General features: G+C 58.8%; 17 protein-coding genes. 7 read left to right on the forward strand and 10 right to left on the reverse strand.

The window, feature by feature from the left end:
- Positions 1-2: 2 nt before the first annotated feature.
- Entirely contained in the window at positions 3-797 is a 795-nt protein-coding gene (locus tag VGK14_RS04290; RefSeq protein ID WP_331507690.1) for a hypothetical protein, read from the forward strand.
- A 193-nt stretch (positions 798-990) separates the two neighbouring features.
- On the opposite strand, the gene VGK14_RS04295 is transcribed toward VGK14_RS04290, so the two are convergent.
- Positions 991-1,266, reverse strand: coding sequence for a cupin domain-containing protein (locus tag VGK14_RS04295; RefSeq protein WP_331507691.1), 276 nt, complete (start codon positions 1,264-1,266; stop codon positions 991-993).
- Between the two features lie 491 nt (positions 1,267-1,757).
- Here VGK14_RS04295 and VGK14_RS04300 point away from each other — a divergent pair, with 491 nt between their 5' ends.
- The 3 genes from VGK14_RS04300 (at position 1,758) to VGK14_RS04310 (ending at position 5,970) form a co-directional block, all read left to right on the forward strand.
- The gene (locus VGK14_RS04300; RefSeq protein WP_331507692.1) at positions 1,758-3,200 is read left to right on the forward strand and encodes a P-loop ATPase, Sll1717 family; all 1,443 of its coding nucleotides are present in this window, start codon (positions 1,758-1,760) and stop codon (positions 3,198-3,200) included.
- A gap of 199 nt (positions 3,201-3,399) precedes the next feature.
- Positions 3,400-4,443 carry an IS481 family transposase gene (locus tag VGK14_RS04305; RefSeq protein WP_331507693.1) on the forward strand — a complete coding sequence of 348 codons (1,044 nt, stop codon included), beginning with the start codon at positions 3,400-3,402 and terminating at the stop codon, positions 4,441-4,443.
- Positions 4,444-5,109: 666 nt separating this feature from the next.
- The gene (locus VGK14_RS04310; protein ID WP_331507694.1) at positions 5,110-5,970 is read left to right on the forward strand and encodes a PA4780 family RIO1-like protein kinase; all 861 of its coding nucleotides are present in this window, start codon (positions 5,110-5,112) and stop codon (positions 5,968-5,970) included.
- Between the two features lie 101 nt (positions 5,971-6,071).
- Here the strand turns inward: VGK14_RS04310 and VGK14_RS04315 are convergent, their stop codons facing one another.
- Positions 6,072-7,082: a Gfo/Idh/MocA family oxidoreductase gene (locus VGK14_RS04315; protein WP_331507695.1), complete on the reverse strand. Its 1,011-nt coding sequence runs from the start codon at positions 7,080-7,082 to the stop codon at positions 6,072-6,074.
- Between the two features lie 75 nt (positions 7,083-7,157).
- Positions 7,158-7,916 (reverse strand): DUF1223 domain-containing protein, encoded by a 759-nt coding sequence (locus VGK14_RS04320; RefSeq protein WP_331507696.1) that lies wholly within the window; start codon positions 7,914-7,916, stop codon positions 7,158-7,160.
- A gap of 122 nt (positions 7,917-8,038) precedes the next feature.
- On the opposite strand from VGK14_RS04320, the gene VGK14_RS04325 reads away from it, so the two are divergent.
- Positions 8,039-9,262 carry a GGDEF domain-containing protein gene (locus VGK14_RS04325; protein WP_331507697.1) on the forward strand — a complete coding sequence of 408 codons (1,224 nt, stop codon included), beginning with the start codon at positions 8,039-8,041 and terminating at the stop codon, positions 9,260-9,262.
- 3 nt (positions 9,263-9,265) lie between these two features.
- Positions 9,266-10,870, forward strand: coding sequence for a nitroreductase family protein (locus VGK14_RS04330; RefSeq protein WP_331507698.1), 1,605 nt, complete (start codon positions 9,266-9,268; stop codon positions 10,868-10,870).
- A gap of 12 nt (positions 10,871-10,882) precedes the next feature.
- Here the strand turns inward: VGK14_RS04330 and rpiA are convergent, their stop codons facing one another.
- The gene (gene rpiA / locus VGK14_RS04335; RefSeq protein WP_331507699.1) at positions 10,883-11,569 is read right to left on the reverse strand and encodes a ribose-5-phosphate isomerase RpiA; all 687 of its coding nucleotides are present in this window, start codon (positions 11,567-11,569) and stop codon (positions 10,883-10,885) included.
- A gap of 223 nt (positions 11,570-11,792) precedes the next feature.
- On the opposite strand from rpiA, the gene VGK14_RS04340 reads away from it, so the two are divergent.
- Complete coding sequence (locus VGK14_RS04340) at positions 11,793-12,194, forward strand: flagellar protein FlaG (RefSeq protein ID WP_331507700.1); 402 nt, start codon at positions 11,793-11,795, stop codon at positions 12,192-12,194.
- A 15-nt stretch (positions 12,195-12,209) separates the two neighbouring features.
- Here the strand turns inward: VGK14_RS04340 and VGK14_RS04345 are convergent, their stop codons facing one another.
- The 6 genes from VGK14_RS04345 to VGK14_RS04370 are packed head-to-tail and all read right to left on the reverse strand — an operon-like array spanning position 12,210 to position 18,817.
- Complete coding sequence (locus tag VGK14_RS04345) at positions 12,210-12,599, reverse strand: tautomerase family protein (protein WP_331507701.1); 390 nt, start codon at positions 12,597-12,599, stop codon at positions 12,210-12,212.
- Positions 12,600-12,601: 2 nt separating this feature from the next.
- Complete coding sequence (locus VGK14_RS04350) at positions 12,602-13,429, reverse strand: SDR family oxidoreductase (RefSeq protein WP_331507702.1); 828 nt, start codon at positions 13,427-13,429, stop codon at positions 12,602-12,604.
- Positions 13,404-15,983, reverse strand: a complete 2,580-nt coding sequence (locus VGK14_RS04355; RefSeq protein WP_331507703.1) for a PEP/pyruvate-binding domain-containing protein — start codon at positions 15,981-15,983, stop codon at positions 13,404-13,406. The genes VGK14_RS04350 and VGK14_RS04355 overlap by 26 nt, the downstream gene beginning before the upstream one ends.
- Positions 15,980-16,933 carry a peptidase U32 family protein gene (locus tag VGK14_RS04360; RefSeq protein ID WP_331507704.1) on the reverse strand — a complete coding sequence of 318 codons (954 nt, stop codon included), beginning with the start codon at positions 16,931-16,933 and terminating at the stop codon, positions 15,980-15,982. Before VGK14_RS04360 ends, VGK14_RS04355 begins: the two co-directional genes overlap by 4 nt.
- An 8-nt stretch (positions 16,934-16,941) precedes the next feature.
- Entirely contained in the window at positions 16,942-17,868 is a 927-nt protein-coding gene (locus VGK14_RS04365) for an ABC transporter substrate-binding protein (RefSeq protein ID WP_331507705.1), read from the reverse strand.
- Positions 17,858-18,817, reverse strand: a complete 960-nt coding sequence (locus VGK14_RS04370; RefSeq protein WP_331507706.1) for a peptidase U32 family protein — start codon at positions 18,815-18,817, stop codon at positions 17,858-17,860. The genes VGK14_RS04365 and VGK14_RS04370 overlap by 11 nt, the downstream gene beginning before the upstream one ends.

Raw genomic sequence — 18,817 nt, forward strand, 5'->3', positions numbered from 1 at the left:
CCATGAAAACTAACATGAAGATACCCCCTCTCGGTACGATACTCGTCAGCGTCGGCTTGCTCGGGTTGTTTTTCCCGTCCGCATATGCTGATGACAGTGGCGTCTTTAGCCTGACTACCGGTGTCGACTACAGCTCGGGCAAGTATGGGAGCCATGTGAAAACGAATATCACTTCTGTTCCCGTGATTGCCAAATACGAGGTTGACCGCTGGGTTCTCAAGCTGACTATTCCTTATATAACGATTACTGGCCCGGGTAATGTGTCGCCCGGTGTTGGACAGTTTAAAGATACAACCGCCACTAAACGCACTACAGAGTCGGGGCTAGGGGACATCGTTGCCGGCGTGGCTTATAACCTTTATGGTGGCAGCGACAGCATGCCGATGATTGACCTCACTGGTAAGATCAAGTTTGGCACGGCCGATGAAAACAAGGGGCTGGGTACTGGCGAAAATGACTACTCAGCTCAAGTTGATTTGTACAAGAGCTTTGGCGATTTTACGGCCCTTGGTACAGTGGGTTATCGAGTGTATGGTGATACCAGTGCCGCTCCGCTTGATAACGTATTCTTTGGCTCCGCGGGAGGTATCTATAAGCTGGCTCCCAACACAAGCACGGGGTTAATTTACGATTATCGTCCCGCCATTACTTCTAATGGCTCAAAAGTAAGCGAAATGACGGCTTTTATCAACCACAAGATCACCAATAACTGGAAAGCGCAGGGCTATCTGGTTAGAGGGTTTTCCGATGGCAGCCCGGATTATGGTGTAGGCGCTTTAGTCAGCTATGTGTTTTAACGCCAGAGGATACTCTGGTAAATTCAAGGGCTTGCCAAACGGCAAGCCTTTTTTATGGATCATGGCCAGGATAGATAGAGTCAAAAGAAGCGACAACAGTCAGTGCCGGCATGATCTCCAGCGGTTTTGACTGATCATCTCCAAAACAAAAAAGGCATCCGAAGATGCCTTTTTATCGCCTGCAAGCTGCCGGTTAACCGTGCTTGTAGTGCTTGCGCAGCGGCTTCACCACTTCCCAATTGGACTTCAGTCCAACCGGGAACACCACCAAGTCGCCCGGAACAATGCGCACCGGCTCGCCACCCTTAGGGGTCACGATGATCTCGCCTTCGAGCACGTAAGCGGTTTCCTTGATGCCGAAATCCAGCGGGAACTTGGAGATTTCCTTTTCCCAGATGGACCAGCCGGAAACGCCCAGTTCCTTCAAACGCTCTTCGCTGGGGTTATGTTCGATGGTAATTTGACTCATGCTTTATCCTAAAGTGATTTGATTTTTCGAAAAACTGAACGAGCGTCAAGATAATCAATGCTTATCTTAAAGACGGCTCGTTTCAAAGGCCCGCAATTCTATCATTTTTACGTCGCGGTTCGACGTTACAACACCACAGCGATAAGTTCAGCTGCATTCATTGGGCTGCTCCTTATCGAATATCGGTTTTTGGAAGAAAAAGCCGAATTTATGCATCCGGCATAAAAACCTTATATTTTGATAAGGGTTTTTCTTGAAAACTCATCACTGAAGGTCTACATTCACGTCTGAATAACCAAAAACATCAAAGAATGGAAAATGTCGGACCATGATGACGTCTGGCCGTTCTATTCTAAAAAAAACCTCTCTTTCCTAACTGCTCCTGTTCTAGCAGTTCAGGTAGAGAGTAGTTATGTATCCGTAGCCCCCCCCCGTGATACATGTACGGGGCCCAAAGCACAACTTAACAACATAGACACCAAAGGTCATTTATGGACTTTACAGAAGAAAACATTGCAGCACTTTTTGGCCATGAGGCGGCAGAAGACGAAGATATAGATCGTCTTAGAAGCTATTACTTTAAGGGGAACGTATTTGAGCAAGTAGCCAATGACCTGCCGCTAAGAATATTAGTTGGCCATAAAGGTATTGGAAAGTCGGCCCTATTTCATGTTGCTATGGCGGAAGAAAGGCAACAAGGGAAATTATCCATACTTATTAAGCCGGATGATATTGTTGGAATAGGAGATGGCGAAACGGACATCCTAAAGCTTATTAGGGAATGGAAGTCCGGCATTACTGAAATTGTGTCTAGAAAGGCACTCACCTCATTTGGCCTGCAATTTGATGGAGTTCGGGCAAAGCTCAATGAGTACGGTGGAAAATTAATTGATTTTTTACAAGCAACATTTAAAGCAAGTGATTACGCAAACTTGCAAGAATCAAAGAGGCACATAATTGAAGAATTCCTTAAATCAGGAAGAATATATGTCTATCTTGATGATTTAGATCGTGGATGGCAAGGTCGTCCAAATGACATTAAAAAAATCTCCGCACTTCTTAATGCCGTTAGAGATATTGCGGCCGAAAGTAAAGGAATTTCATTTAGAGTAAGTTTACGTTCTGATGTGTACTATTTAGCAAGAACTTCGGATGAGTCGACCGACAAAATAGAAGGGTCTGTGATTTGGTATTCTTGGACAAATCATGAAATTCTCGCATTGCTCGTTAAGAGGATTGATCAGTTTTTCGGCAGGAAATCCTCAACAGAAAGCTTACTCAAATTAAGCCAGCCTGCAATGGCTAAACACTTGCAAGACGTACTTGCCCCAGAGTTTAATGGCCGTGGCAACTGGGAGAGCATTCCCACATACAGGATGCTAATGTCACTAATTCGAAAGAGGCCGAGAGACTTGGTTAAGCTTTGTACTCTGGCAGCACGAAGCGCCAGAACGATTAAGGAAGATAAAATTGGAACCAAATGTTTTGAGAATATTTTTGAGGAGTACTCACAGGGGAGGCTCCAAGATACGATAAACGAATATCGCTCAGAACTGCCAGATATTGAGCGCTTATTATTTGGCATGAAGCCATCCAAAGAAGAAAAAAGAGCAAAGCTTGGCTATGTCTACAATACAGATTCATTGCTCAAAAAAATTCAAAACATTCAGCAGAATGTTCAGCTTAAATTTGCCAATGGGAAAGTGGCTGATGCAAAGGACATTGCAGCGTTTATGTACAAGATAAACTTTTTGACTGCTCGAAAAGAAATAGGGGCTTCCATCGAAAGGCAATATTTTGAAGAAAGCCGGTATCTCTCACATAAATTTGTTGATTTCGGTTTTGACTGGGAGATTCACCCAGCCTATAGATGGGCGCTACAACCTGATCATATAAGCGATATTTTTACCCAACTGAAACCTAGTGCAGATTGAATTGCTGGGTAATTGAATATGGTAATTACTAATTTGATTTTAGAGGCGTCAAAATCAAATCAGAACCGTGATAATCCAGTTACCTGTAGTAGTTCCGATTTGATCTGACAGTAAGATCTTGCCAAAGGGTGGGGTTACCCGGTTTGATAGAGGTGCGAATCTTTATCAACCAAGCGCGTAAGCGCAAAGGAGTAACCCCATGAGTAGTGTTCAACAGAACGTCATCAAACACAAGGTCGGCTTGCTGAATCTGGCGGCCGAGCTTGGCAACGTGTCCCGCGCCTGCAAGGTGATGGGCTTTTCCCGCGATACCTTCTACCGCTATCAGTCGGCGATGGAGGATGGCGGTGTCGAAGCCCTGATCGATGCCAATCGCAGGAAGCCCAATCCCAAGAACCGGGTCGAGGAAGCCACCGAGTTTGCCGTTGCCAGCTTTGCCCTTGAGCAGCCGGCGTTTGGTCAGGTGCGCGTCTCCAACGAACTCAGGAAGCGCGGCATCTTCGTTTCCCCGTCCGGCGTCCGCTCGGTCTGGCTACGGCGCAATCTCGAATCGTTCAAGAAACGCCTGTCATCCCTGGAGCGCCATGTCGCGGAAACCGGTGAGGTACTGACCGAGGCGCAGGTGCAGGCGCTGGAGAAGAAACAGGAAGACGATGTGGCCTTCGGCGAGATCGAGACGGCCCACCCTGGCTACCTCGGCAGCCAGGACACGTTTTACGTCGGCACCCTCAAGGGCGTTGGCCGGATTTACCAGCAGACCTTCGTCGATACCTACTCCAAGTGGGCGGCGGCCAAGCTCTACACCACCAAGACGCCGATCACGGCCGCCGATCTGCTCAACGACCGGGTGCTGCCGTTCTTCGAGGAACAGGGCATGGGCGTGATCCGCATCCTGACCGACCGTGGCACCGAGTATTGCGGCAAGCCGGAAACGCACGACTACCAGCCCTATCTGGCCTTGAACGACATCGAGCATACCAAGACCAAAGTGCGTCACCCACAGACCAACGGCATCTGCGAACGCTTCCACAAGACCATTTTGCAGGAGTTTTATCAGGTGACGTTCCGGCGCAAGATTTACCAGTCCATCGAGGAACTGCAGGCCGATCTGGATGACTGGCTGGCGACCTACAACAACGACCGTACCCATCAGGGCAAGATGTGTTGCGGGCGAACACCGATGCAAACGTTAATTGACGGAAAGGAGGCGTGGCACGATAAAATCGCCACATTGAACAGCTGAATTTGACCTGACAGTCACTTCCGTCAAACCAGGTAACTGTCAGATCGGGGCGCGACTACTACAAGTTACCAGATTTGCCCGAACTGGCGAGCCATACCGGGCTCGAACTATTTAGCCTGATTTCCCCGCCGCGCCATTTCCCTGCCGAGTTTTGCTATGAGGCGACTTTCTCGACGTCGGGTGGCTGCGTAACGCTCGCAACCGTCGTTAGCTCACCAGGCTCCAATTTCCGTTTGCGCTTTTCCTCTTTTCGCTGCTTCTTCGCGATATCTCGCTGGCGCTTTTCGAACGTATAGTTAGGTGTTGCCAATGGACCGCCCTTCGCATTCTGGTTATGAACAACACATAGGTTAAACCATTTCACCCAATGAAGGTGGAATGAACGCCAGCCTGGCGAAAGTATTCATAGGCCAGAGCAAATGCGCTCGCGTACCGACCGATGTACCAGCACCGCATGGTTACAGCACCGCAAGGTCAGATAGCCTTGACAATGCAAGCCCCATCCTTCTGGCACAGCACGCAGCAGGCCAAGCACGAAGGCGGAAATCCTCAACGACTATCCGCCAGCCGTCCGTTTCCGTTACACTTGCCCACAGCCAGGCATCAAAAACACCGGCTTCCATCGCATGCAAATCAGAACGCAGAAATCCCCTATCATCCGGCCCTATGAAAACCCCAAAAAGACTTGAACCGCTGATCGAAGATGGCTTGGTCGATGACGTGATCCGCCAGCTCATGAGCGGCAAGGAGGCCACGGTCTTCGTTGTGCGCTGCGGGGACGAGGTGCGTTGCGCCAAGGTTTACAAAGAGGCCAACAAGCGCAGCTTTCGCCAGAGCGTAGATTACACCGAGGGCCGCAAAGTAAAAAACAGTCGCCTGGCGCGCGCCATGGGAAAAGGCTCCAAATTTGGGCGGAAAGCGCAGGAGGAAGCCTGGCAAAGCGCCGAAGTCGATGCCTTGTACCGCCTTGCCGCTGCCGGCGTGCGTGTGCCCAAGCCGTATAATTTTCACGAAGGCGTGTTGCTGATGGAGTTGGTGACCGACGAGCACGGCAACGCAGCCCCCAGGCTGAACGACGTGGAATTTACCGCAGCGGAGGCGCGCGCGCACCACCACACCTTGCTTGGGGAAGTGGTGCGCATGTTGTGCGCCGGTATCGTCCATGGCGATCTTTCCGAATTCAATATCCTGCTTGGCAGCGAAGGCCCGGTCATTATCGATCTGCCGCAAGCCGTGGATGCCGCCGGCAACAACCACGCCAGCAGCATGCTGGAGCGGGATGTGGGCAATCTGACAGCCTATTTCGGGCGTTTCGCGCCTGAGCTGCTCACGACCCAATATGGCAAGGAAATCTGGTCGCTTTATGCGCATGGCGACCTGCATCCGGAGGTAGAACTGACCGGCCACTTCAAGCAGAACACCAAGCCGGTTGATCTGAAGAGCGTCATCCGGGTCATTGACGATGCCCGCGCCGAAGAGGCCGAATGGCGGTTGCGTCAGGCAGATGTGCAAGGCCGGCCGGGCTGAAAAGTAAAGCCAGCTCGCAAGGGCGCAATAGCAAAGCGTATTGCGCCAAATGAAACATACGGCGGATTACGGCCAGCGCCTAATCCGCCCTACATCACACCTCACAACTTCACCACCCTCCCCTCCGCCGCCGACTGCAACGCCGCCACTATCGTCCGGCAATTGGCTTTCGCATCCTTGAAGGTCAGCAACGGCGCATCGCCGTGCAGCACGCATGCGCTGAAATGTTCGATTTCCAGGTTGAAGTGGTTGGCGGGCGGCATGCGTTCCACGCCGCTGCGGCCGTCTTCGGTGGACCATGAGATGACGGGCACATCGCCTGGCAGTTGCCAGGCAGCGTGGCAGGTAACGATGCCTTTGGTGCCTATGAGTTCGTAGGTGGATTGCCGCGAGCATTCGAAGCTCACGTCGAAACGCGCGTGCTTGCCGTCGCCGAAGTCGATCACGCCGCTGGTAGCGATATCCGCGCCGCTTTCGACGTATTTGGCGATGGCCGTCACGGCGATGGGATCGTGGTCGAAGCACATGCGCGCCGAATGGATCGCATAAGGCCCGATATCCCACATCGCGCCGCCGCCGTTTTCCCAGCTTTTTTCGAGCCGGTACATGCGCGCCGGGCGCATCATGAAAGAGTAGCTGGTCCGCACGGCGCGCACTTCGCCGATGAGGCCGGAATGCACGATTTCCTTCATGCGCGCATGCTGCGGGTGGAAGCGGTACATAAAGCCTTCCATCACCTTGACGTTGTGCTGTTGCGCCGCGGCCTCGATGGCTTCGATATCCGCGACGGTGAGCGCCATGGGTTTTTCGACAAGCACGTGCTTGCCGCGCCCGATAGCCTTGAGCGCCCATTCGGCATGCTCGTGGTTGGCGAGCGGAATATAGACGGCCTGCACGTTGTCGTCGTCGAGCAAGGCTTCAAGGGTGTCATGGGTGCATACGCCCTGTAATTGGGGCGCGTATTTCTTGAGCGTTTCGGCTGCGGCATCGGGGCGGCGGCTGGCGATGGCGACCAGTTGGGAATTCGGCGCTTCGACGATGGCAGGCAGCAGGCGCTCATTGACGCGGGCTGCGCCGAGTATGCCCCAGCGGAGTTTGGTTGGATTATTCATTGGGCTCACCTTTTTCGCGATTAAGTCGAACATCATAATCGCGGAATTCCACTGTTGTCAGCTTAGGATTCTGCGCTACTCGCACAATTTGCTCGCCAGCGCCTGCAATATTTCGCCGCTGCCGCGGTTCTGCACGAAGGCTACGATGCCTGAGTCCTTGGCTTTCCACCCGGGTTTGAGTGCGATTGTCTGCCTGATATGCTTGCCGTTGGCGGCATACGGCCCCAGCCATTCGCGCACGACATAATCATGGTGCAGCGTGGTACCGCTGTTTTCGCCAGCTTTCACCTGCGTGCTCAAGTCGTTTTCGTAAAGTGCAAGATAAACGGCGGCGTCTTCCTGTTTGGCAAGCTGGACGACGATATCGGCCTCCAGTTTGCCCGGCGCCTGGTTGAGCGATAGCCTGATATCGGCCCGCGGCGCCGTGCGGTTGATCGCCGCAACGGTTTCTTCAAACCGCGCGGCACTGCCCCAGCCGCGAAAATCCTGGCCGTTGAGCATTACCTGCGGCGTATAGACGAAACCAATCGCGGCCTGCTCGCGTTGGCGGGCGGTAAATGCCGGTTTGGCGAAACGGTCCTGCCAGCCGATGTAATCCCAGTAATCCACGTGCAGCGCCAGCGGAACCACGCGATTGGCTGAAAAGCCTTGCGCCGCCAGCCTGCCCAGCCAGCGGTCGGCGGGCGGGCAGCTGCTGCAGCCTTCCGAGGTGTATAGCTCCAGCAAGGCGGCGCGGACCGGCCCGCTGCCGACGCTACATGCGCCTGCCCAGGCTGGCGTTGCCATCGATAAGGCCAGCACGACGGCCAGTTGCGAATTTAGTAGTCGAGACATTACGGTTCTCCGTCGAGTTTGGAGATTAGTCGGGCGAAAAGCCTCTGCCTTACTACCGTTTACCGCTGGCCTAGCATCCATCGCTTAATTACAATGGGTTAACTTCTTCGCCCAGCACTCGCATGCTCCTGGATAATAGAACCCTGCTGTTTTCATTGATGCTGATCAGCGGCCTGATGGCGCTGAGCCTGGCTGTCGTTTCGCATCGAAGGGAGCGTGAGGGGTTGCGCAAATGGGCCGGAGCCCTGGCGCTGGAATCGGTCGTGTGGCTGCTGATCGCGGCACGCGGCATGATTCCCGATATACTTTCGATCGTCGTCGCCAACCTGTTGATGGCGACGGCGCAATCGCTGAAGCTCGCCGCCATTTACGAATATCGCCAATGGGCCTGGCCGCGCTGGCAGTGCCTGCTGCCTATTCTGCTGTCATTATTGCTCTTCGCTTCCCTGCCGTATGAAGATGTCCGCAGCCGCATCGGCTATGGAAGCCTGGTGTATGCCGTGCAGCTGCTGATGATTATTCAGGTATTGCGTACCGACATGGAATCGCGCACGGGGCGTGCATGGTGGCTGATTTTCGGATCTGCCGTGGTGATGCTGCCGATGTTGGCGCTGCGCTCCATTGCCGCCTTGACGGGGGCCTACGTATTTGCCGCACCGCATACTTCCGTCGCCCCCAACCCGGTGCAACTGGCGGTGTTCGTCTGCGTGACCGCGCTGGATCTGCTGGGGTCCCTGGGCTTCATCCTGATGATCAAGGAGCGCGCCGACCGCGAAATCCGCGCGCTGGCGATGACCGATTCGCTAACCGGGATTTTCAACCGCCGCGCGTTTATGGCGCATGCGGAAAAGGATATGGCGGCCGCGCAGCGCAGCCGCCTGCCATTGGCGCTGCTGATGATAGACATCGACCTTTTCAAGCGCATCAACGACGAGCATGGGCATTCCGCCGGGGATGCGGTGCTGGTGGAAGTGACTGCATTGCTGAGTTCGCAGTTGCGCCGGCAGGACACTCTCGGACGCTACGGTGGCGAAGAGTTTTGCGTGCTGCTGCCCGCCACCGACGAAACCGGCGCCCTTGCGCTTGCCGAGAAACTGCGCCGCGCGGTGGAAGCCATCCCACTGTCTATTGGCCACGGCAGCATCCCGGTGACCATCAGCCTGGGCGTGACGGCATGGCTGCCGACGGCGTGCGAGAGCTGCCTGGTCGATTGCAGCAGAATGCTCGAGGATGCCGACAAGGCACTTTACCAGGCCAAGCGCGGCGGCCGCAACCGTACCGTGACCATTCCATCGCATTGCCCCCATACCGCACCGGATCAGGCCCTGGCATTGGCCAACCGGTAATTGGTGAATTCCGCTCTCGATACCGTGCTGGGCTACCACCAGCGCACCAAGCACCATCTGTACCGTTATGCCGCTGGCCCGCATGGGCTGGACTGGGGTAGTCAGCCCAATGCTTTCCGCAGCTTTGAAGGCTGCGCGCGACTGGAGCTGCCCTTGCCTGCGTTTGATGCCGCGCCTTTGTACACCAGCCTGTTCCAACCCGGCAAGATTGCGGCGCAGGCGCTGACACAGGCCAATATCGCCGCCCTGCTCGCTTACGCTTTCGGCCTTTCCGCCTGGAAACAGTACGGCTACAACCGCTGGGCGCTGCGCTGCAACCCTTCCAGCGGCAACCTGCACCCGACCGAGGCTTATGTGATTACCAACGGCTGCGATGGCATAGCAGATGGCGCACATCACTACCTGAGCCGGGATCACGTGCTGGAGCACCGCTGCCACTCAAGCGTCGCGCTGACGCCGGATGCTTTCCTGCTGGGAATATCGTCCATCCATTGGCGCGAAGCCTGGAAGTACGGCGAGCGCGCCTACCGCTATTGCCAGCACGATGCCGGCCATGCGATTGCGGCGGCGCGCATCGCCGCGGCGATGCTGGGCTGGCAGGTCAGGCTGCTGGATTCGTGGGGCGACGCGGCAATCGCCGCCGCGCTGGGGCTGGACCGGGACCAGGATTTCGGCGAGGCCGAGCGCGAACACCCGGACGCGATGCTGCTGGTGACAGCCGGGACAATAGGGCCTGTAGCTGCGGAAACGATTGTGCGAGCCGCCGGCAACGGCCACTGGCAAGGCCGCGCCAATGCGCTGTCCCCGTATCGCCTCGATGACTGGCCGGTGATCGAAGCAGCGGCGCAGGCTTGCCTCAAACCCGCGACCGACGAGCTTTTCCGCCAGCCGCGGGCGCTGCCAGAGCCGCTCGCCAGCCCATGCGGACAATCCGCCGCCACCATCGTCATGCAGCGCCGCAGCGCGCAGGCTTTCGACGGCGTCACCTCGATTTCCGCCGCCGCGTTCTACCGCATGCTGGACATGACGCTGCCGCGCTCTGGCGTGCCGCCGTTCGACGCAATCGGCTGGGAGGCGCGAGTGCATCTGGCGCTGTTCGTGCACCGCGTAGACGGCCTGGCGCCGGGGCTTTACGTATTGCTGCGCAACGGGCAGGCCAAACCAAAGCTGCGCGATGTGTTGATGCCCGAATTCGAGTGGCTGCGACCGCAAGGATGCCCGGAACATTTAACGCTTTACCGCCTGCTGGCAGCCGACGCGCGGGATGCGGCGCAAACCCTTTCCTGCCATCAGGAGATCGCCGCCGACGGCGCGTTCAGTCTCGGCATGCTGGCGGAATTCGAGGTCAGCCTGACCGAAAAACCCTGGGTTTACCGCCAGCTATTCTGGGAAGCCGGCATCATCGGCCAGATGTTCTATCTAGAAGCCGAAGCGGCGGGAGTGCGCGGCACCGGTATCGGCTGCTATTTCGACGATGCGGTGCATGAACTGCTGGGCATCAAGGATTTGTCGTTGCAGAGCATGTATCACTTCACGGTCGGCGGCGCGCTCACGGATACCCGTTTACAGACGCTGCCGCCCTATGCGCATTTGCAGCGGAATATCTAGGGCATGTTCACACTAGTAAACCGAAGCCAGGCGCTCCTGCACCCGGCCGTTTTCTGCGATGAAAACCGCGCTGGCCAGCCCGCGGAATATGCCGTGCTCGACCACGCCCGGCGTGGCGTTCAGCATTTCGTCCAGCATCTTGCTGCCCAGTGTCGGCTCAAAGGTCATATCCAGCACCAGGCTGCCGTGGGAGGTGACCGCGAGGCCGTCCTTGGATGCGTTCTGGCGCAGACTGCCGCGCCCGCCCAGCGATTCGAGCGTTCGCCTGGCCAACTGCCAGGCGAACGGCATCACTTCTACGGGTATCGGAAATTTTTCTCCGATGCGGCCGACCAGCTTGCTCTGGTCGACCAGCACCAGGAATTTGTCGCTGGCTTTCGCCATCAGTTTTTCCCGCACCAGGTCGGAACCGCGGCCTTTCAGCAGCACCATTTCCGGAGTGACTTCATCGGCACCGTCGACGTAAAGGTCGAGCCGGCTCAGGTGTTCGATGGAGACGAGCGGCAGCCCGAGCTCCCGCGCCTTGATCGTGCTCACTACCGAGCTTGCCGCCGTGGTCACTTTAAGCCCTTCTTCGTTGCGGCGGCGCGCCAGCTCGTCGATAAAGTAATTGGCGGTCGAGCCGGTGCCCAGCCCGACAAGCATGCCGTCCTGCACCAGTGCGGCCGCATGGCGGGCGACGAGTTCTTTATCGTTCATGATGTACTCCTTTTGCTGCGGGCAGGAAAAGATCAAAGCCAACGTTTCGCACTAGCTTAAACGCTAAGCCATCGTCGCGTAAAGTTGATAAAAAATATCGGGTTTGGCCCAGGGTTATTTTCTTCGGCTTTGTTGGCGGGTAGAATATCCGGCAGTTGCTGTGCGCAGCCAGCTGTGACCAAAAACCAGGCGTTGCGTTAACCGTTAAACGAGAGGATTCGGCGTGGACGTTTCAGCGATAGCATCCCCAGCCATCACCACCCCCAATCGCCAGAACACGGGCAAGCCCAGGAGTTCCGGCCGAGCCGTCACTTCAGATCACGAGCCATCCACCCAGAAAACCACCCAAGCTGCTCATGAGCAGCAGACCACAACCGCGGATGATGCCCACGGAGATACCGAAAAAGCCGTCCGGCAGGTCAACGACGCATTTACTAAAAAACAGCAAAACCTTTTCGCGGCTATAGAGAAAGACCAGATCACCGGCATCGCGGTATTCAAGATAATGGACAAGAAGACCAACGAAGTGGTGCGCCAGCTGCCGGTGAAGGAAATCGTCTCGTTCGCGCAATCGCTCGAGGTTCCGCAGGGCTGGCGCGGGCAGCTGATACTCGATAAAGTCTGATCAGGCAGGCATGCCCTAGATCGCGATCGTAAAGCCGAACGCGATGTCGCTTGCGGGTTTGCCGCCCTCGATTCCCCAGTTCTCCAGCGCTACTTCGTGCAGCGCGATCGTTACATCCCCGGCTGCCGCGCCAAAATCCGCCATCACCTGCGTCAGCCCATCGTAAAGCGCGCGCTTGGTTTCCAGCGACCTGCCGGCGAACAATGCGACTTCGATGAATACATAACGCTGGCCGGACTTGGCCGGCAGGCGCATTTTCTCCCTGGGGTATTCGTTCAGGCGTATCAGCGAATCGTCGGGCGGGACTTTGAGCACCCGGCACAGCACCGCGTCGATACGGTCGAATAGTGCTTCGCTGCTCCCTTCCAGCCATCCCTGGGTGGTTTCGATACGCAGGCAGGGCATGATTATGAAGCCGGCCAGGCGTGGCTGCCGCCGGCATTCAGCGCCAGGTTGCCGCCATCCACCGGCAATAATACGCCGTTGACCGCCGCAGCGGCGTCCGAGGCCAGAAACAGCGCCGGCCCGACCAGATCTTCCGGCTCCAAGAGGCGGCCCTGCGGCAAACCCATCAGGATGCGCGGCAATACGTGGTCGCGAAAACGCGGCGTCTGCAGATGTTCACGCAAACCAGGGGTCAATGTCTGCGCGGGCAGCAACGCATTGACGCGGATGCCGTTACCGCCGTATTCCACCGCCAGCTCGCGCGTCATCTGGTGAATCGCGGCCTTGGTGGCGCTGTAGGGAAACGCCCCGCGCCCCAGCGCCAACTCGCCGGCGTTGGAGCCGATGTTGATGATGGCGCCCCTGCCCGCCTCCAGCATGCGGGAGAGCGCCTGTCGGCAGCACAGGAAATAGCCGGTCATGTTGACCGCCAGCATGCGCTCCCAATCGGCGAGTTCCAGCTCGTGCGGCTTGACCCGCCTGGGAAAATAAAACGGCACGTTGACCAATACATCGACCCGGCCGAAAGCCAGATCGATGGCTTCATACAAGGCAGCGACCTGTTCGGGCGCCGCAATATCGCACAGCACGCTGACCGGCGTGCCTCCCAGCGCGGCCAGTTCGGTATGCGTCCGCGCCAGGCCTTCGGCGTCGATATCGGCAATCGCCAGCTGTGCGCCGGCGCGGGCGAACCCCAGCGCCAGGGCATGGCCGATGCCGCCGTTGGCGCCGGCGCCGGTGACCAGCACGGCCTTGCCGGTAAGATCAAACAGTTTCGCAGGCGCGTTCATGGCTGGATTTTCTTTTCTCTTCCGCAACGACGACCTCTACCGTGCCCAGGCTACCGTCCAGGCACAATGTGACGCCGTTGGCGATCAAATGCGTCGCCTGCGGCAGCACCACCGCAGGCACGCCGGCTTCACGCGCCTGGCAGGCGCCATGCGCGAGCAGCCCGCCCACTTCGACCACCATGCCGGCCACGACGCGCAGCAGGGGCGCAATGCCGAGATTGGCCGAGCGCAGAACCAGGATGTCGTTGCCGGAAAACTCCTGCGACTCCAAGTCGGCGGGGTCGATGATGCGCGCGATGCCCTGTATCCTGCCCGGCGATAACGGCGTGCCTTGTAACATATTTTCGCCATCGTCCGGACTGCCCGCCCGCCCTGTCATCGCCTGCAGGTTGCTGGCAAAGATGACGTCCGGCAGGCTTTGCTGGCGCACCGCCTTGGCAGCCAGCAGCCAGTCCTTCTTGCGGGCCGTCGCACGGCGCTCGAAACCGGCCGGGTCGCGCACGGCACGGGACAGCTCTTCCGGGTAAAGGTGAAATATGAGGTCGCGCTCCCAGCCCAGCAAGCGCTCCAGCCGCAGCAAACCGCGGCGAATCTCGGCATAGCGCGCAGTGTAGTAATGCTTGATCGTCTCCCGCAAGGGCAGGAAACGCTGGGCGAGCTCCAGGTCTTCCAGCAGTTCGCGCCTATCCTCGTCGCCGACGCCGCGTGCGTGCAGACTTTCTATCAGCGCCTGTTCGGCCTCTAAGCGCTGCGCCTGCTTGCGGGCGAAATCTTCGGCGGGACTGCGCCCGCTATGTTTCAGGTCGTGCAGCATGGACTCCAGCATCGCCGGCGATTCGGCGAGGCGCGGCTCGGCGATTTCCAGCTCGTTGCGCGCGGTATGCCCGTACATATCCAGAAACGCCGCCATATCCTGCTCGCCGCGCGCGACCTGTTCCAGGTGCAGCGTCTGCTGCGTCACGAGGCTACCAGACAGGCCCGAAAGCAGGAGCGCATACAGGTTTTCGCCTTCCGCACCCAGCAGACGGCTGAGACGGCGGCGCGCCAGCGCGGCAAAATAGAAACCCAGCCGCGCCGCCACCACGAACTCGACGCAGGCGAATGCGCGCAAATTCCGCATCAGGGCGCCGACAGCCTCGACCGCCTGCGGCGCGGCATAAGCTTGCCACTCGTGTGTCGCCGGCTGTGCCAGCCTGGGCTCGATCTCGGTGGGAAAGCGCGGCAGGAATTTGCGGGCATGTCCGGCCAAATGTGCGCGGAATACGCCGGCAAGCCGGACTGCCTTGGCCGCGACGGGTTCGCTAAAAGCATGTGCTTCGTCCGGCGTGGCGTAGTGCTGGCAATACAGGTTGACCTCGGGGTAATTGGCGAGGGCCGGATTGACGCATACCTGATCGAGGTAAAACTGGATCGGCGGCGACGCGCCGTAGTCGAAGGTGGCGGCGTCCAGTTCCAGGTTGAAATACGGCTGACCGGCGATGCGCTCGAACAGGTGGTGGGCTACATCAGGCGAAAAACAATACCCCAGCCGCAAGCGTCCGGTAACGATGCTGCCCTGCTTGCCGGCGAAAATCCGCCGGAACAGCCCGAAGCTCATCGTCGTCGGCGTCGGCAGCAGCTCGCCGATATTGCCGTTGCTGTAGACAATGTCGCTGCCCGATACGACCCCCTTGCGCCGCAGCGCCGCGCATTTGCGCGCCAGGCGCCTGCGCTCGCGGCGCAGGTATTGCTCCACCTCGACGGCATCTTCGGCACTCACCGCAATCGGACGCGACTGCAACAGCCATAATTGGCCATCATCGAACGCGAACTCGACATCCTGCGGCTTGCCGAAGAATTTTTCCGCCTTGATCGCCAGCCTGGCGACCAGTTTTGCCTCGGCATCCGTCATGCTGGCGGCTTGGCGCAAGGGTTCCGGGACGGCCTGCTCGCCTGCGGCGGTAAGCCGGAAAGGCTTGTCGGTCAAGTTGCGGTGCAACAGTTTACCGGAACGGGAGACGACAAACCCGTCCCCTTCCACGCGCCCCGAAGCCAGCGGCTCGGCGAGACCCCATACGGTGTTGACATGGATATGGCGGCGCGCGGGATCGAGCGGCGCACAGGTATAGGCGATGCCTGCCGCACGCGCGTCCACCATGCGCAGAATCAGCACCGCCATCGCCGGTGTTGCGGCAATGCCGAGATTGTCGCGGTAGCGGCGTGCCGACGGCGCATGCAGCGAAGCCAGGCAGCGTTCGACCGCTGCGATCAATGCTGCTTCGCCATCCACCGCCAGTACGCTGCAAAAGATGCCGGCATAGCTCGCGTTTTCGCCATCTTCTCCGGGCGCCGAACTGCGCACGGCGACGCTGCCTCCGCCCATGCGGCGATAAGCTTCCAGCAGCGCCTGCCTGGCGTCATCGTTCCAGATTTCCGTCGCCGCCGTGGTCAGGCAGAACCCGGCCGGAACTGGAAAACCCGCACGCAGCAGTTGCGCCAGATGAAATGCCTTGCCGCCGACCAACGCGGCATCGGCCTCGTCGATCTCGCCGAGGCCCAGCACTTTGGCGCTCACGCCGCCAGCTCTGCGCGGACCACGCGGTCGTCGTCGCGACCTGTCCGTTCTCCCGTCCAGCGCGCCTTGAGATCCTCCCACTCGGAAGCGAAGCCGCACATATTCGGATTGCCGGCCAGCACGTGATCCAGCGCGCGGCGGTAGAAGCCGACGATATCCGCCACCAGTTCGGGGGAACGCTCGCGCCCCGGAATCTTGAAACGCTCCACGCCCATCGCCACGTATTCCGGCAACTCCCACAGCAGCAACTCCGGACTGCTTTTCAGCGTCGGCGCCTGCGGGTGTTGGTAGTCGCCGGAGCGCAGCGACCATTCGACGCGGCAGATGCGGTAGCAGCTGCCCCCGCGCGAGGCGGAGCCGACGAAGTGATCCTTGGCGTCCTCGTCGCGGAAATGCTTGACGTGGAAATAGCTGCTGGAATAACAGCGCCCCGGGCAGATGCGGCCGCGATGCGAGGTCTGGAACATGAAGGCTTCCAGCTTCATCGGGCTGGCGCGGCGGATTTCCTCCGCTTCGGCGACGCCCCAGCGGTAAGGCAGCACCACGTAATCGGCGCCCAGTTCGTCGTAGAAACCGATGTCTTCGGTATTGAACACGCCGGCGGTGACGCTGACGTGGATTTCCAGCTGAGGAAAACGTTTGCGCACCAGCGGAATCAAGCCGGGGTCGCACACCATCACGCCGCCGGCGCCCCATTCCGCGTAAGGCTCGATCTTGGCGAGAAAAGCGTCCACCTCGGAGGGCGCCGGCATCACGTTGATCGCGATGCGCACGTCCTTGCCCTGCAACTTGGCCTGGCGGATCAGCTCCCCGATTTCGGCATCGGTCAATTCATCGCTGGCGGGGCGTCGGCTCCAGCCTTTGGGGCCGACGAATACGGAATCGGCGCCGCGTTCGAAAGCGCGGAGCGCCATGTCCAGAGTTCCTCCAGGTGCCATCAGTACCGTCATGTTGTTCCTCACTGAAGAAAAGACGCCGAGAGCGTGCCCTCGGGTAATCCATTGAATTGCGCCTCCGCATCGAAGGCGCCCAGATAATTGGTCAGCTTGGCCAGGTCCGCCGCCATGCCCGGCTGCCAATAGGGCTGCATGCGCGAGAGCCACTTGCCGCGTAGTGCCTGCCAGTCGGGCCGGTGGCAATTGGTCGCCTGCTGCCAGGCATCAGCATCAGCATGCAGCACGCGGTAGGCCGCACGCAGCGCGGCGGCAAAGCCGCGCACCAGTTCTGGATGGGCTGCAACCAGCGCATCCTGGAATACGAAAAATGTCGAAGGCACGCAGCGCACGCCCAGCTCCGGCAGCAGATCCAGCAAATCGCAGACCTCGAAGAAATCGCCGCCAGCGACCAGCGCAGGCACCTGATGCCAGAACAGCAGCGCCGCATCCAGCTCGCCGCCGTACAGGAGTTCGTGCAGCGCACTTTTGGAGCCGGCTTCCACCAACTGGCAAACCAGCGCCGGATCGAAACCCAGCGCGGCCTTGCAGTACGCACGCAACAGCAGCCAGTTCTTGTCCTGACGACGCACCACGCCTATGGTCATGCCCGGCAGGTCGGCCAAGGTCCGCAATTCGCCCGCGTTAGGCGCCACCATGCCGCCGAAAATCGCGCCGTAAGGCACCGCGCCGGTGACATGCAGGCCGGCGCGACGGCAGCGGGCAATGGACAGCCAGTCGGTATCGATGAAATCGACCTCGCCCGCCGCAAGCCGGGCTTCGGTGGCTTGCAGCGCGCCTTTGACGCTATCGCCCGACAACGCCAGGTCGAGCTCAAAGCCGTTGTTGCGGTCCAGCTCCAGCTCGACGATGGTTTGCATCAGCCAGCGTCCGCTGCCGGTCGCCTCGAACGAGGCCCGCAGCACCGGCAGCGCTGTTGTTTCAGACGGCATAGCTATTGGCTCGGTCCATCAGCGTGTCGACGCGCTTGCTTTTCTCGCGCACCCAGCGCACGCGCAGTTCGGCGAGTTCGCCGGCGTAACGATCAAGGTTGGTTTCACCCGCAAGCACGGTATCGATGGCCTTGCGGTAGAAGCGCACCAGATCGCGGATCATCGCCACCGGACGCTCGCGGCCGGACAGCTTAAAGCAGGTCACGCCCTGGTCGATGAAGGCCGGCAACTGCTCCAGCATCAGGCGGGCATCGCGGCGCAGCTTGAGTTCGATCGGCTGCGGGCTGTCCGGCGTGCCGAACTCCCAGGACGCCTGGCATACGCGGTAGCATTCCTTGGCGCCGCGGTTGGCGCTGCCGTAAAAGTTCACTTTCTGCTCGACATCCAGCCATTCGCGAAAGCGCAGGTAGCTGCTCATGATGCATTTGCCGGGGCAGATCTTGCCGGTCTGCACGGTCTCGAACAGGAACACTTCCAACCCGATGTCGCTGGCCTGCTTGGCCGCGGCGATTTCTTCCACATCCCAGCGGTAAGGCAGGATGATGACGTCGGCGCCCAGCGCGCGGTAGAAATCCGCATCCAGGCAGTTGCTGACGCCGCTGCCGATGCTGACGTGAATCAGGGTGTCGGGGATCAGCCGGCGCAGCACGCGGATCGCGCCGGGATCGGTGACGACGAAGCCGGAAACGCCGCAATCGGCATAGGCCTTGGCCTTGGCCAGGAACGCGTCCATTTCGAACGGGCTGGGATAGGTGTTGAGCACCACCCGCACCTCGCGATCATGGTCCGCGGCGTAATCGACCACCTCGCGGATTTCCGCGTCGGTCAACTCCGATTCGTAAGGCCGGCGCGAGAACCCCAGCGGGCCGACATAAATGATGTCGGCGCCCTCGTCCACCGCCGTGCACGCCATTTCCACCGAGCCCCCGGGGGCCAGCAATTGCGCCAT

The organism is Novimethylophilus sp. (assembly GCF_036504375.1).
Taxonomy (GTDB): Bacteria; Pseudomonadota; Gammaproteobacteria; order Burkholderiales; family Methylophilaceae; genus Novimethylophilus.